Source organism: Methylobacter sp., assembly GCF_023227905.1.
Taxonomy (GTDB): domain Bacteria; phylum Pseudomonadota; class Gammaproteobacteria; order Methylococcales; family Methylomonadaceae; genus Methylobacter_A.
The window spans coordinates 49,572-64,435 of the sequence record NZ_JALOCF010000020.1; the positions used below are offsets into that span (position 1 = coordinate 49,572).

At 49.2% G+C, this 14,864-nt stretch carries 13 protein-coding genes; all 13 read left to right on the forward strand.

What is annotated here, in order from left to right; genetic code table 11:
- Positions 1–279 precede the first annotated feature (279 nt).
- Entirely contained in the window at positions 280–2,472 is a 2,193-nt protein-coding gene (locus M0R47_RS10115; RefSeq protein WP_292553953.1) for a pentapeptide repeat-containing protein, read from the forward strand.
- A 284-nt stretch (positions 2,473–2,756) separates the two neighbouring features.
- A complete protein-coding gene (locus M0R47_RS10120) occupies positions 2,757–3,335 on the forward strand; it encodes an HdeD family acid-resistance protein (RefSeq protein WP_292553955.1) in 579 nt (192 codons plus the stop codon).
- 22 nt (positions 3,336–3,357) lie between these two features.
- Positions 3,358–3,717 (forward strand): hypothetical protein, encoded by a 360-nt coding sequence (locus tag M0R47_RS10125; protein ID WP_292553957.1) that lies wholly within the window; start codon positions 3,358–3,360, stop codon positions 3,715–3,717.
- Between the two features lie 109 nt (positions 3,718–3,826).
- On the forward strand, positions 3,827–4,312 hold the full coding sequence (locus M0R47_RS10130; protein WP_292553960.1) for a low molecular weight protein-tyrosine-phosphatase: 486 nt from the start codon (positions 3,827–3,829) through the stop codon (positions 4,310–4,312).
- 11 nt (positions 4,313–4,323) lie between these two features.
- Entirely contained in the window at positions 4,324–5,043 is a 720-nt protein-coding gene (locus M0R47_RS10135; RefSeq protein WP_292553962.1) for a dienelactone hydrolase family protein, read from the forward strand.
- Between the two features lie 240 nt (positions 5,044–5,283).
- The gene (gene gyrA, locus M0R47_RS10140; protein ID WP_292553965.1) at positions 5,284–7,914 is read left to right on the forward strand and encodes a DNA gyrase subunit A; all 2,631 of its coding nucleotides are present in this window, start codon (positions 5,284–5,286) and stop codon (positions 7,912–7,914) included.
- Positions 7,914–8,993 (forward strand): 3-phosphoserine/phosphohydroxythreonine transaminase, encoded by a 1,080-nt coding sequence (gene serC, locus M0R47_RS10145; protein ID WP_292553966.1) that lies wholly within the window; start codon positions 7,914–7,916, stop codon positions 8,991–8,993. Before gyrA ends, serC begins: the two co-directional genes overlap by 1 nt.
- A gap of 30 nt (positions 8,994–9,023) precedes the next feature.
- A complete protein-coding gene (gene pheA, locus M0R47_RS10150; RefSeq protein WP_292553970.1) occupies positions 9,024–10,109 on the forward strand; it encodes a prephenate dehydratase in 1,086 nt (361 codons plus the stop codon).
- A 52-nt stretch (positions 10,110–10,161) separates the two neighbouring features.
- Complete coding sequence (hisC, locus tag M0R47_RS10155; RefSeq protein ID WP_292553972.1) at positions 10,162–11,277, forward strand: histidinol-phosphate transaminase; 1,116 nt, start codon at positions 10,162–10,164, stop codon at positions 11,275–11,277.
- A complete protein-coding gene (locus tag M0R47_RS10160) occupies positions 11,270–12,148 on the forward strand; it encodes a prephenate dehydrogenase/arogenate dehydrogenase family protein (protein ID WP_292553976.1) in 879 nt (292 codons plus the stop codon). The genes hisC and M0R47_RS10160 overlap by 8 nt, the downstream gene beginning before the upstream one ends.
- A 1-nt stretch (position 12,149) precedes the next feature.
- Positions 12,150–13,472, forward strand: a complete 1,323-nt coding sequence (gene aroA, locus M0R47_RS10165) for a 3-phosphoshikimate 1-carboxyvinyltransferase (protein WP_292553978.1) — start codon at positions 12,150–12,152, stop codon at positions 13,470–13,472.
- Positions 13,469–14,125 carry a (d)CMP kinase gene (gene cmk, locus M0R47_RS10170; protein ID WP_292553981.1) on the forward strand — a complete coding sequence of 219 codons (657 nt, stop codon included), beginning with the start codon at positions 13,469–13,471 and terminating at the stop codon, positions 14,123–14,125. Before aroA ends, cmk begins: the two co-directional genes overlap by 4 nt.
- Before the next feature lie 101 nt (positions 14,126–14,226).
- The coding region (locus M0R47_RS10175; RefSeq protein ID WP_292553983.1) for a S1 RNA-binding domain-containing protein at positions 14,227–14,864 on the forward strand (638 nt) is incomplete at its 3' end.

Genomic DNA, 14,864 nt, shown 5'->3' on the forward strand with positions numbered 1-14,864 from the left:
GATGAGCTTTTGAGCTGCGGCGAAGTGATGCTCGAGAACAAACCTCGAAAGTGCCAAGTTCGCTTCATTATGCGGTTTCATTTTTGGCTTTTTAATCACGCCCGGTTAGCACTCCGCCACGCTATCCCCAAAATATTTGACCTGCTCCTCCATTGCTGAGATTTCACCAACCAATGATAGATGTTGGTAGACGCATAGCTCAAGCCGCTTAACTTCATTAAGGATTAGCAAATTTACAGTTCATGAAATTTAGCATCCGCAATAGCCAGTTCAACTGTTATGACTAATCCGGTATCACAGACCCCCAGCCAACTCTCAGCGCATATTGAGAAACTGCTGGAAGCGGCCAACTCTGCGTCTCAGACGGTAGCGGCGCTACATGTCGCATTTCTGGCGTTTGTCACCTATCTCGGTGTCATCGTTTGGGGCACAACGCATGACGACCTGCTGCGCATCAGCCCGGTTAAATTGCCGATTCTGGATGTGGAACTGCCGCTTACCAATTTTTATTCATTTGTGCCGTGGATGGTCGTCCTGCTCCATTTCAATCTGCTCATGCAATTGGAGTTACTTTCCAGCAAGCTTTGGAATCTGGATATCGATCTTCCTGATACGCCGACGGGGCAACAAGTTCGCGACCGCTTGTTCATTTTTCCGTTCACTCATCTCATCGCAGGGCGTTCCAGGGTCTTGCTGATCCGCTGGCTGCTATCCTTAGTCGTTGGCATTACAGTCATCGCTTTACCTTTATTGATGTTGCTTGCCGCACAAATCCGCTTTCTGCCATTTCATGACGAAGCCATTACCTGGTCGCAGCGAATCGCGGTTTGGGTTGATGCCGGCATGCTGATTACCTTGTGGCCTTTGATTGCTTCCCCTCAAGACCGAGCGCGCGAATGGTGGCGGAACTTTGGTTTTCGGTTAGTCGATTATTGGCCGGCTTGGCTCAGGTATATGAGTAGCCTCGGATGGTATCGGCTGAAGCGATCGGTTCGGCGGCGCCGGCTGAGTCTGCCTGCGCATGAAATAGTCATTCGCCCCATGTTGCAGCCTGGGATAGAACCTAAGGGCATGATATTCCTGCTGCTCTCTGTTCCGGTGATTGTTTTCGCCAGTATTATCGCGGTCATACCCGGCAGTATTACCGTGCAGACTTATTACGCCCCGGAGGAGGATAAGCCCGAACATACTCCCCGCTATTTCGAGGACTGGTTGATCCGCCGAGTGCCTGAGTCATGGCTGAGCGTCGCCGCCCATAGACATGATGTGGTTTCTTGCGCATCACTGGCAATGGCGGAAAAATTGGACGCATCCATACTTCAGGTAATGCTCGGCCCCTGTTCATGGTTCAATTTGGATTTATTTCCACGCAACCTGAACCTCAGAGAAGCCAGGCTAGTGCCCAAAGGAGTGTCTTTATCGCTATTGACCCGGGCAATAGACCCCGATAAACAAGTGCGCGACGCTGCCTTTAAGGAGTTCGACGGGCTTAATTTACAAAATCGCGATCTGCGCTTTGCCAATTTTTACGGGGCCGTATTACCTAAAGCCGATCTTCGTTACGTTCAGTTGCAGGGCGCGATCCTGTTAAAAGCGAAGCTGCAAGGCGTGGTTGGTTGGGATAAAACACAATTTCAGAGTGCGATTTTGGGAGGGACTCAGCTACAGGGTGCAGGCCTGATCGAGGCAGACCTTCAGGATGCGGATTTGCGCGGGGCAAATCTGCAGGGCGCAGCCCTAGGGTGGGCAAAACTACAGAGCGCTGATTTACGCGGGGCGGATTTGCAGGGTGCGAATCTGAACGCGGCGAAGCTTCAGGCCGCAGACCTTCGCGGGGCAAAATTGCAGGGCGCGAACCTGCGCGAGACGAATTTTCAAGGCGCAAACTTGGGTTATGCGAAACTGCAGGGCTCGGATTTGACTTTGTCGGAGCTACAGGGGGCGGAATTACGCGAAGTGGAGCTGCTGGGAGTTGACTGGTCGCACGCCAATTTCGATGGCGTATTTTTTAGTAATAGCTCAATGCCGGATTGGAACGAGAACAAACAACGTAAACTGGATTCAACCCTCAAGCCGATACTGGATAATGAAAAATTCATTGCCTATCAGGCACGGATGAACTCTTCCAGTACGGGATTGCCATTAGGAAAACCGGGTAGCCAAACAAGCTGTTACAGCGACAGTCCAACAATCCTGGAATGCGAATATCGTAATCTGATGCAACTGGACGATTACCGTAATGATGTGCTGCACCCGAAACTGGTCGAGCTGGCTTGTTCGGATGTGGCGATTGCGCCTGGCATTGCAAGGCGCGGCATCAATAAGTCTATGAGCAATGATCCGGATTTCGGTTTGGCAGTCGCCTTGCTAAAAGCGCTAGATGACCCAAACCCCTGTTTAGGCTTAAGCGCACTGTTCGAACCAACCCGGCAAAAACTACGGGCAACTGCGGAGCAACAAAAAAGTAAGTGAGGCACTATTGCCGAATGGTTTCTGTGGAGCGTTAGTTTACCTAAAAACATCATGGCGAGATCCTGGGGCAAGCTGCTATTTGGCGAATATATGCTCAACCTGGCAATCGGGCCGCCGGGATATTGAGTAAAAGTTAGCTAAAAATATAGCTATTATCCGGAATCCGTATTGGTGCATGATACGGTCATGGGATATCGATCAATCAGCGTCCGGATTATTTAAGCGTTAAAGAAGGTTTACCGGCCAGGCGAGCGGTATTTTTCAAATATGACGGGAGAAAAACCATGACCAAAATAGACGATTTCAATATTGAAATACAACAAATGCAGCAGCAAATGCAAAATTATCTGCAAACGCATTGGCAGCTGTTTCTGGGGGAGGGCATTTTCTTTATTTTCCTTGGTCTTTGCGCCATTGTGATTCCCCAGGTTTTTACGGTGGCGACAGTTATATTTTTGGGTTGGATTTTGTTGTTTGGCGGGATAGTTCATGTCGCTCGGACCTTTATGTTTTCCAGTATGCCCGGCTTTGGCTGGTGGTTATTTATGGGTGTTTTGCAGATTATTATCGGCTATTTGTTTATCACCCGGCCGGTAGCCGGGGCAGTGACGCTGACAATGCTGTTGACGGTGTTCTTTGCTCTGGAGGGTATTGCCAAAATTTCCATCGCCTTAAAAATGCGGCCGTTGCCTAACTGGGGGTTGGTTATGTTCAGTGGCGTCACAGCTTTGCTTTTTGCGCTTATCATCTGGATTAGTTGGTCTGAATCGGCGCAGTGGCTGTTAGGTTTGTTTTTAGGGATTAATATGGTTTTTCTGGGTTGGTCGATGGTTAAAATAAGTCTGCACCATAAACCGGGTTGAGCTTTTTTAAAGTGGTTCGCTTGTGCAGCAAAAACACAATAAAAAACTGATCGTAAAGGTGCTGATAGTCGGCGCGGTTATTGCCGTCCTGAGCTATTTTTTTCATCCCGGCGCCGGACAGTTCAGCGTTATGATCAACGGTGAGCCGGTCGCAGAACCGCTGGTTCGTTTTGCCGCCGGGCCCACGTTTTTGTTGATCATGATCATCACCTGTGTACTGATGGCGCTGCTGTTTTTAGGCGTCGGTGTGTTTGTATTTCTGTTCGCCATGTTGATAGCATTGATGGGAGTTTTTATCATGGCGCCTTATTTCTGGCCGGTGCTGGCCATTGTTTTATTAGTGATAGCGCTGATGACGGTGAGTGACGGCAAAAAAGATTGACTACGGCTGGCAGGTATATTGCTCACATCATCATGAAACGCTGTCCATTTTTTCAAATTCAGGCGTTACAATATGCGTCATCACGGTTAATTTACAGGTTTTATTCAATATGGAAAAAATAAAAGTACTTTTCGTTTGCATGGGAAACATTTGCCGTTCACCGACGGCTGAAGGGGTTTTTACCAAGCTGGTCAAAGACAATGAGTTGGATGCGCATTTTGCTATCGATTCAGCCGGTACTCATGCCTACCATGTCGGCAATGAGCCGGATTTGCGCGCACAGTCGGCAGCCCGTGAACGAGGCATTGATTTATCCAGCTTGCGGGCCAGACAGGTCGTTCATGGCGATTTTGAGGATTTCGATTATGTATTGGCAATGGATGATGAAAACTATTCGATACTGATCAATGCTTGCCCTGAGCAACACAAGCTTAAAATTAAATACTTTCTCGATTACGCGCCGCATCTAAACGAACGGCAGGTGCCCGATCCTTATTATGGCGGTTCATATGGATTTGAGAGGGTGCTGGATATGGTAGAAGAGGCGTCCGCCGGCTTTTTAAAAGCCTTGCGGGAATCGGGCCGCATTAACTAAAGGATAATAGCATGGCAATTGTATCGAATACCGTAGCTTACATGGATGGCGATGTGGTCCTGGAGGCTTTTTTTGCGTTTGATGACTCGCTGTCAGGCCGCCGGGCGGCGGTTTTAATCAACCATACCTGGGTTGGCCGGGATGATTTTGTGGCCGAAAAAGCCAAAAAACTTGCCGCTCTTGGCTATGTCGGCTTTGCGGTTGATATGTATGGCAAAGGGGTTTTGGGTTCGGACCGGGAAGAAAACATGAGGCTCATGCAGCCTTTTATGACCGATCGGGCCATGCTGCAACAGCGCATGAAAGCGACTTTGGCTACGGTGAAATTGATGCCGTGGGTTGATGACAGCAAAATCGCTTCAATCGGCTTTTGTTTTGGCGGCTTGTGCTCGCTTGACCTGGCCAGAACCGGCGTTGATATCAAGGGCGTAGTCAGTTTTCATGGCTTGCTGGATGCGCCTGGAAACACCCAGGGGAACGCCATTACGGCTAAAATTCTGGTTTTGCATGGACGGGATGACCCGATGAACCCGGCTGAACAAGTGCTTGCCTTTGAGCAGGAAATGACCGAGGCAGGGGCAGATTGGCAGCTGCATACGTACGGCCATACCATGCATGCATTTACCAATCCGCTTGCTAATGATCCGGCATTCGGCACTGTCTATCAGCCTTCTGCCGACCGGCGCTCATGGATAGCGATGCAAAACTTTTTGGCGGAAATATTCGCCTGACAATAAGCGTCAGAAGCTCAGAAGCTTTAATATTGGCAATGTGGATTGCGCTTGCCAACAAGTTGACCTGATTAAAACACTATCAGCTTCGACACTATTAAGACAATTTGCTATAATCTAGAGCTTAATTTCATGCCATGTGGTTACACTTAAACGAAAAAAAATCAGGAAAGTGTGTTCATACATAGTCACGAAACCATGCCGGTCTATATTAACGGCACACTGTGTATATAGGGATCAATGTCAAACTTCGCTAAAGAAATAATACCTGTTAATCTCGAAGACGAGATGAAGCAGTCCTATCTCGATTACGCCATGAGCGTTATCGTCGGTCGAGCCCTTCCGGATGTCAGAGACGGCCTTAAGCCGGTGCATCGCCGTGTGCTGTATGCGATGAGCGAGTTGGGTAATGACTGGAACAAACCTTATAAAAAATCGGCACGTGTGGTCGGTGACGTGATCGGTAAATATCACCCTCACGGCGATACTGCGGTTTACGATACGATGGTACGGATGGCGCAAAATTTTTCAATGCGCTATATGCTGATCGACGGGCAGGGCAATTTCGGATCGGTTGACGGCGATTCGCCTGCGGCGATGCGTTATACCGAAGTCCGTATGTCTAAAATCGCTCATGAATTGCTGGCCGACCTGGACAAGGAAACCGTCGATTTTGCGCCCAACTATGACGAATCGGAATCCGAGCCGAAAGTCTTGCCGACACGAGTGCCGACTTTGCTAGTTAACGGCTCATCCGGTATCGCGGTGGGCATGGCAACCAATATTCCTCCACATAACTTATCCGAAGTGATCAGCGCCTGCCTGGCGATGATCGATCAGCCTGATCTGACTGTGCATGACTTGATGGCTCATGTTCCAGGGCCTGATTTTCCTACCGCGGCCATTATCAACGGCGCATCCGGCATCTATAACGCTTACACCACCGGACGCGGCAAGATTTATTTGCGCGCGCGCTGTCATTTCGAGGACATCGGCGACAGCAGCCGTCAAGCGATTATCACGACTGAATTGCCTTATCAGGTCAACAAGGCCAGATTGCTGGAAAAAATTGCCGAGCTAGTTAAGGAAGGCAAGCTTGAAGGCATTTCCGGACTGCGCGACGAGTCGGACAAGGACGGCATGCGCATGGTCATTGAACTGCGTCGCGGCGAAGTGCCTGAAGTGGTGCTGAATAACCTGTACAAACAGACTCAATTCCAGACCGTGTTCGGCATTAACATGGTCGCGCTGTTGGATGGTCGTCCGCATTGCATGAATCTTCGGGAGATCATCAGCGCCTTTATTAACCACCGGCGTGAAATCGTCACCCGCAGAACGATTTATAACCTGCGCAAAGCCAGGGAAAGGGCACATATCCTGGAAGGGCTCGCGGTTGCATTAGCCAATATCGACGAAATGATTGCGCTGATCAAGGCGGCCGCCACACCGGCTGACGCTAAAGTCGGTTTGTTGGAAAAAAACTGGGATGCAGGGCTGGTTGCGGCGCTGTTGGATCGCGCTGATGCGGATCGTTCCAGGCCGGATGATTTGGGCATAGAGTTCGGCATTCATGACGGCATTTACCGCCTGTCTGAAACCCAGGCTCAGGCCATTCTTGAGTTGCGCCTGCATCGCCTGACCGGTCTGGAGCAGGACAAGATAGTCAACGAATACAAGCAATTGCTGGAACAGATTGACGAATATTTGTTTATTCTAGGCAGCGACGTTCGGCTGATGGAAATCATCAGGGAAGAACTGGTGGCGATCAAGGAACAGTATTCCGACGAGCGGCGCACCGAAATCTTACAAAACCACTCCGATTTGTCGGATGAAGACCTGATAACCGAAGAAGATATGGTCGTGACCATGTCGCACGAAGGCTATGTCAAGTCCCAGCCGCTCAGCGATTACAAGGCGCAACGGCGCGGCGGCCGCGGCAAATCGGCGACGCAAACCAAGGAACAGGATTTTGTCGATAAGCTGATTGTGGCCAATACCCACGACACTATTTTGTGTTTCTCTTCGCGGGGCAAGGTGTACTGGCTAAAAGTCTACCAATTGCCGGTTGCCAGCCGGGCGGCCAGAGGCAAGCCATTCGTCAACCTGCTGCCGTTGGAGCAAGGCGAAAAAATCAGCGCGATGCTGCCGATACGCGAATTTAGCGACAATAAATTCATCTTTATGGCGACTTCGGCGGGTACCGTCAAGAAGACCCCGTTAAAAGAATTCGAGCGCCAACGCACTAACGGTAAAATCGCCATCGATTTAAGAGAAGACGATACGCTGGTCGGCGTTGCCGTAACCGACGGCCATCAAAACGTGCTGTTATTCAGCAGCACCGGCAAAGCGGTCTGCTTTAATGAGGAGGATGTGCGTTCGATGGGCAGAACGGCGTCCGGCGTGCGCGGCATCCGTTTGCAGGAAGGGCAAAAGGTCATATCACTAATTATTGCAACCGAAGGCACAGTGCTGAATATCACCGAGAACGGCTTTGGCAAACGCACCAAGCTGGAAGAGTTTACCTGCCATAAACGCGGCGGCCAGGGGCTGATCGCAATACAGACTTCCGCACGTAACGGCGCTGTGGTTGGTGCCGTGCTGGTCAACGATCATGACGAAATCATGCTGATTACCGACGGCGGCACCTTGGTCCGTACCCGGGTCGACGGCATCTCTGTGGTTGGTCGAAACACTCAGGGCGTGACGATTATCAAGCCGGATAAGGATGAAAAAGTGATCGGCGTTGACCGTATCGAGGGCTTGGCAGGAGTGGACGATACCGACGATGACCTTTTGGATGACGCCGAATCAGAATTGGATGTATCGGAAGAAACAACAAATGACGATAGTGAACCGGGTGAGGAATCGTAATGTCTAGAGTTTATAATTTTAGCGCGGGGCCATCTGCATTTCCTGAACCGGTATTAAAGCAAGCGCAGCAGGAAATGCTGGAATGGCGGGACAGCGGCATGTCGGTCATGGAAATGAGCCATCGCGGCAAGCATTTCTCAATCATTGCCGAAGAGCTGGAAAGCGATTTAAGAGAACTGCTGTCTGTTCCTGAAAACTATAAAGTTTTATTTCTGCAAGGCGGCGCATCGGCGCAATTTTCATTAATACCGCAGAATATCCTGAATGGCAAAAACACCACCTGTTACCTCAATACCGGCGCCTGGTCGGAAAAAGCCATCAAGGATGCTGGGGCTTATTGCGATGTGGTAGTCAGTGCGAGTTCAGAAAATACTAAATTTACTGCGATTCCCGATGCTGCAAGCTGGGTCATCGATAGTCAGGCGGCTTACCTGCACTATACCTCGAATGAGACCATACACGGCGTGGAGTTTCAGTCTTGTCCGGACAGCAAGGGCTTGCCGTTGGTGTCGGATATGTCGTCGAATATTTTATCGCGCAAGATCGATGTCAATCAGTACGGCCTGATCTATGCCGGAACGCAGAAAAACATGGGACCGGCTGGCGTGACTGTCGTGATAGTCAGAGACGATTTAATCGGCCATGCGTCTAAAACGGTGCCGTCGGTTTTTAACTATGCCGAGCAGGCAAAAAACCAATCCATGCTGAATACGCCGGCAACCTATAACTGGTATCTGGTCGGACTGGTACTTAAATGGTTAAAAGAGCAGGGCGGTGTTGAAGCTATCGAACAGCGCAATATTTCCAAGGCGGCGAAACTGTACCAGGCTATCGACCAATCGGCTTTGTATTCCAATCCGGTAGAAACAGCGTTTCGTTCACGCATGAATGTGCCGTTTATTCTGGCTGATGAAAGCCTGGATAAGCCTTTCTTGGCGACAGCCGAAGCCAATGGCTTGTTTGAATTAAAAGGTCACAGGTCGGTCGGCGGAATGCGGGCAAGTATTTATAATGCGATGCCGGAGGCCGGTGTACAGGTCTTGATTGATTTCATGGCTGAATTTGAACGCACCCATTAATTGAAAACGTAATAAATGAATCAGGCCGCCATGTCATCCATCACACCGCTTTCAGAATTAAGAGACAAAATTGATGCAATCGATAAGCAGATTCTGCAATTGATGAATCAGCGCGCGGCTTGCGCAATGGAAGTGGCCAAGACCAAGATTGCGCAAGGCGAGAATGGATCATTTTACCGCCCGGACCGTGAGTCACTGGTATTGCGGCGCATCAAAGGCTTGAACCAAGGGCCGTTATCCGATGATACGGCGGCTCATTTTTTCAGGGAATTGATGTCGGCCTGTTTGGCGCTGGAAAAACCGCTGGATGTGGCTTATTTAGGCCCTGAGGGCACATTTACCCAGCAAGCCGCAATCAAGCATTTCGGCTCTGCGGTTAAAACCGTACCGGCTGCAACCATTAACGATATTTTTAATGCAGTCGAAAGCGGCAACTGCCAGTTTGGCGTCGTGCCTGTTGAAAACTCTACCGAAGGCGTTATCAGTCATACGCTGGACAGGTTTTTGAGTTCGCCGTTAAAAATATGCGGGGAAGTTGAAATCAGGGTTCATCAAAACTTGTTGGGATTGGTGGATAGCCTGGATGACGTGACCGAGGTGTTTTCTCATCAGCAGTCTTTGGCGCAGTGTCGGCAATGGCTGGATAAGCATTTGCCGAATGCGAAGCGAACCGCCGTCAACAGCAACACCGAGGCCGCAAAATTAGCATCCACCAATAAAAAAGCTGTTGCTATAGCGGGCATTGTTGCAGCTGAAATTTACCAGCTGAATGTCATTGCAAAAAATATCGAGGACGAACCTAATAACACCACTCGCTTTATTATTATCGGGCAGCAAATATCGTCTTCCACCGGTAACGATAAAACTTCACTGGTGGTCTCCACAGGCAATCAGCCTGGTGCGCTGCACAGAATACTTGAGCCTTTCGCAAGATTGAATATTGGCATGGTGCATATCGAATCCAGGCCGTCACGGCAGGGATTATGGGATTATGTGTTTTTTATCGATATTGAAGGTCATTGTGAAGACAGTAATGTCGCCCAGGCTTTGTCACTATTGAAAGACAACGTTAACATGCTTAAGCTGCTGGGTTCTTATCCTAAGGCCGTACTCTAATCTTTCTCCCTCATCCTTTTGGCATGAGTACTACACATCTCAAACAGACTCCATGAATAACGCCGATAAAATCTATGACCTTGCCGTGCCTGGTGTGCAAAAGCTTATCCCTTATACACCCGGCAAACCGATTGAAGAACTTGAGCGCGAGTTGGGACTGACCCAGATCATAAAACTGGCGTCCAATGAAAATCCTTTAGGGCCCGGAAAAAAAGCCTTGGCTGCGATACAGGCAACTTTGAAGGATTTGGCTTTGTACCCGGATGGCAACGGTTTTAATCTAAAGCAGGCATTAGCGAAAAAATATGCTGTCGAGATGAACCAGATTACCTTGGGCAATGGTTCCAATGAAATTCTGGAATTGGTAGCGAGGGCGTTTTTGACGCCGGAATTTGAAGTGGTTTTTTCGCAGCATGCTTTTGCCGTCTATCCGATAGTAACTCAGGCAGTTGGCGCTACGGCGGTTGTAGCTCCTGCGTTAAATTACGGGCACGATCTGGATGCTATGCTGCAAAGAGTGACCGATAAAACACGGCTGGTGTTTATAGCAAATCCGAATAATCCCACGGGTACATTACTGGATCATGCCAGTTTGGAGGCATTTATTCAGGCGTTGCCGGACACTTGCGTATGCGTACTCGATGAAGCCTACTGTGAATTTGTTGGCGACCAAAGTGCGGATAATTCAATCGCCTGGTTGGAAAAATACCCCAACTTGTTAATTACGCGCACCTTTTCCAAAGCTTATGGGTTAGCTGGATTGCGCGTCGGATATGGCTTATCCAGTCCGCAGCTAGCCGACATCCTGAATCGGGTGCGCCAGCCATTCAATAACAATATGCTGGCCTTGGCCGCTGCCGAAGCGGCGTTGACCGATGCCGAGCATTTGCAAAACACCATTGAGGTTAATGCTCAAGGCATGCGGTTTATAACCGAAGGTTTTAAGAAACTGGGTTTGGAATGGATTCCCTCGGCAGGTAATTTCGTTCTGGTTGACCTGAAGCAGCCTGCGATGCCGATCTATGAGGCCTTGCTGCGCAAAGGCGTTATTGTCAGACCGGTCGGCGTCTATGAATTACCTAATCATCTGCGCATTACCATCGGCACGCAGACAGAAAATCAGCTGTTCTTACAGGCATTGACTGAAGTTTTATCAAGCAATGTTTAAGCGGATTTGCATTATCGGCGTCGGCTTGATTGGCGGATCCATTGCTCGTGCGGCACGGCAACAGGGTTTATGCAATAGCATAGTCGGCTATGGGCGCAAACTCGATGAGCAAAATCTGCAAACGGCAAAACAATTAGGCGTTATCGACGGCTATAAGCTAGAACTGGCAGAAGCCGTTCAAGGCGCTGATTGTGTGGTCATTGCGACTCCGGTTGCGAGTATCGAAAGCATTTTTACCCAGCTTAAGCCGTTGTGGTCGGATAATACGATTTATACCGATGTCGGCAGCACCAAAGGCAGCGTCATTGCCGCAGCTGAGCGCGTTTTTGGCGTTGTTCCTGATAATCTGGTGCCCGCTCATCCTATCGCCGGAGCCGAGAATAGTGGTGTAACGGCCTCAGTCGATGATTTGTTTCTGAATAAACGCCTGATTATCACGCCGGTCGGCAATACCAATCCCGAAGCAGTGCAAAAAATTCAAGGTTTCTGGGAACGGCTGGGATCATCAGTATCGGTGATGAATGTCGCGCATCATGATGGCGTACTGGCTGCAACCAGCCATTTACCGCATATTCTGGCTTTTGCTTTGGTCGATATGCTCGGCCATAAAGACGAACAGAGCGAGATATTTCAATACGCGGCCGGAGGATTCAAGGATTTTACGCGGATAGCCTCCAGCGACCCGATCATGTGGAAGGATATTTGTGCCGCCAATAAAGATGAAATCATCCCTTTAATTGAGCAGTTAAAGGGAGAATTGGATAAAATACAACATTTGCTGGAAAGTAACGACACCCAGCAGCTTTTTGAAACCTTTACGTATGCCAAAAACGCACGGCAACGCTTTCTTGACCAATTCGATAATAATTAATATGTCAAAATCAATAACATTTTACGTTCAACCCGGCGGTAAATTACAAGGCGAGGCACGTGTGCCCGGCGATAAATCCATGTCGCACCGTTCAATCATGCTGGGATCGCTGGCTGAAGGCGTCACTCATGTAAAAGGCTTTCTCGAAGCGGAAGATGCGTTGGCGACCTTGCAGGCTTTTCGCGATATGGGGGTTGAAATTGAAGGACCGGTCAATGGCGAATTGACCATACACGGTGTCGGCAAGCATGGCTTGAAAGCGCCTAAAAATGATTTGTATCTGGGCAACTCAGGGACATCAATGCGTTTGCTGAGCGGATTATTGGCGGGTCAGTCATTCAACTCAGTATTAACCGGCGATAAATCGTTGTCCGGCAGGCCGATGAAACGTGTTACCGAGCCGTTGGCAACCATGGGCGCCAACATTAAAGCTACTGAAAAAGGAACTGCGCCTCTGCATATTACCGGTAGAGCAGGGCAGCTGACCGGCATTGATTATGCGATGCCGATCGCCAGCGCCCAAGTCAAATCCTGTCTGTTATTGGCAGGCATGTACGCACAAGGCGTAACCAGCGTTACCGAGCCTGCGCCTACCCGCGATCATACCGAGCGCATGCTGACCGGCTTTAGTTATCCGGTCAAGCAGGAAGGCAATAAAGTCAGCATTACTGCAGAAGGCCGTTTAACGGCAGCCGATATTGACGTACCGAGCGATATTTCATCGGCGGCATTTTTTCTGGTCGGAGCGTCCATTGCACCGGGTTCCGATCTGACGTTGAGACATGTGGGCATTAATCCTACCCGCACCGGTGTCATCGACATCCTGAGATTGATGGGCGCCAATATCGAAGTTCTTAATGAGCGAACTGTTGGTGGCGAGCCGGTAGCCGACTTGCATGTGGTTTACAGCCCTCTTAAAGGCATAGATATTCCCGAACATCTGGTGCCGCTAGCTATTGACGAGTTTCCGGTGTTGTTTGTCGCCGCAGCCTGCGCAGAAGGCCAAACCCGGTTAACCGGCGCGGAAGAGCTTAGGGTAAAAGAATCGGATCGTATTCAGGTAATGGCAGATGGTTTGCAAATTTTGGGCGTGGACGCACAGCCGACTGAGGATGGCATGGTCATTCAGGGTGGATCGATTGGCGGTGGCGAAGTCATATCGCATGGCGACCACAGAATTGCGATGTCGTTTTCAATTGCCGGTTTGCGCGCAAATGCACCGATTACCATTCATGATTGCGAAAACGTGAATACCTCATTCCCTGAGTTTAGAGATTTGGCAAAGCGTTTAGGCCTTGATCTCGTTTGCAAGGAAGAAGTGTGACTGTTCCGGTATTGACGATTGACGGCCCTAGCGGTGCAGGAAAAGGCACGGTTAGCCGGGCGGTAGCAAAAAAACTGGGCTGGAATTATCTGGATAGCGGCTCTATCTATCGTTCGCTGGCAATAGCGGCGTTAAAGCAAGCTGTTGATTTGGCAGATGAAGCCGTCATTGTTAATATAGCTCAAGCGATGATGCTGGAGTTTGATTGCGACGATGAGTTGGTCGTCAGGCTGGATGGTGAGGACATAACCTCACAACTGGGTCTCGAAAGCACAGGTAATGCCGCATCCATTGTCGCGGCGCTACCTGAAGTCAGACGTGTCTTATTGCAAAAACAAAAGGATTTCAAACAACTGCCGGGACTGGTTGCAGATGGTCGCGATATGGGGACGGTGGTTTTCCCTGACGCAGAATATAAGGTATTTTTAACTGCCAGCGCAGCCGAAAGAGCCAGGAGGCGATATAAACAGTTGATAGAAAAAGGGAATGATGCTAATCTAATACAGATAACAAATGAGATAGAAGAGCGAGATCGTCGGGACATGGAGCGCAAGACCGCGCCGTTAGCGATGGCCAATGATGCGCTTTATATCGATTCTTCGGATATGACATTGAATTCTGTTATAGAAGAAGTACTGAATTTAATCCATTAAGGATTATTACTGCATGGTCACAGCAAATTGGTTGCGTGATCTTTTTTTAACTTTGATAAAGAAAACGCTTGTTGTTGTTTCGACAGGCTTGGGAATAGAAAATGAGCGAAAGCTTTGCTGAATTATTTGAAGAAAGTCTAATCAAGACGGAAATGCGTCCTGGTGCCATGTTAATGGGTACGGTTGTCGATATCGAAAACGATATGATCATCGTCAGCACCCATTCTAAATCAGAAGGTGTCATTCCAAAATGGCAGTTTCTAAATAACGATGGCGAATTAGAAGTTGCCATTGGCGACGAAGTCGAGGTTGCCCTTGATTTATTTGAAGACGGCTTGGGTGCCACACTGCTTTCTCGTGATAAAGCGAAGAAAAACAAAGCTTGGTCAGAACTTGAAAATGCGTTCGAAAAAGAAGCAACCATTATCGGCCGCATTACCGGTAAAGTTCGCGGCGGTTTCACTGTGGCTGTTGGCGCATTACGTGCGTTCTTGCCTGGCTCATTGGTTGACGTTCGCCCAATCAGAGACACGACTTTCCTGGAAAATCGTGATCTGGAATTCAAAGTTATAAAAATCGATCAAAAACGCAACAACGTGGTTCTGTCTCGTCGTGCTGTTGTAGAAAAAGAATACAGCGCAGAAAGAGAAGAATTGCTGAAAACGCTGGAAGAAGGCGCAGTGGTTACCGGTGTGGTTAAAAACCTGACCGATTACGGCGCGTTTATCGACCTTGGCGG

What these genes read in the sequence shown, in the direction of transcription:
- M0R47_RS10115 (WP_292553953.1), top strand. Translation starts at nt 280, where the DNA reads ATGACTAATCCGGTATCACAGACCCCCAGCCAACTCTCAGCGCATATT.
- M0R47_RS10120 (WP_292553955.1), top strand. Translation starts at nt 2,757, where the DNA reads ATGACCAAAATAGACGATTTCAATATTGAAATACAACAAATGCAGCAG.
- M0R47_RS10130 (WP_292553960.1), top strand. Translation starts at nt 3,827, where the DNA reads ATGGAAAAAATAAAAGTACTTTTCGTTTGCATGGGAAACATTTGCCGT.
- M0R47_RS10135 (WP_292553962.1), top strand. Translation starts at nt 4,324, where the DNA reads ATGGCAATTGTATCGAATACCGTAGCTTACATGGATGGCGATGTGGTC.
- gyrA (WP_292553965.1), top strand. Translation starts at nt 5,284, where the DNA reads ATGTCAAACTTCGCTAAAGAAATAATACCTGTTAATCTCGAAGACGAG.
- serC (WP_292553966.1), top strand. Translation starts at nt 7,914, where the DNA reads ATGTCTAGAGTTTATAATTTTAGCGCGGGGCCATCTGCATTTCCTGAA.
- pheA (WP_292553970.1), top strand. Translation starts at nt 9,024, where the DNA reads ATGTCATCCATCACACCGCTTTCAGAATTAAGAGACAAAATTGATGCA.
- hisC (WP_292553972.1), top strand. Translation starts at nt 10,162, where the DNA reads ATGAATAACGCCGATAAAATCTATGACCTTGCCGTGCCTGGTGTGCAA.
- M0R47_RS10160 (WP_292553976.1), top strand. Translation starts at nt 11,270, where the DNA reads ATGTTTAAGCGGATTTGCATTATCGGCGTCGGCTTGATTGGCGGATCC.
- aroA (WP_292553978.1), top strand. Translation starts at nt 12,150, where the DNA reads ATGTCAAAATCAATAACATTTTACGTTCAACCCGGCGGTAAATTACAA.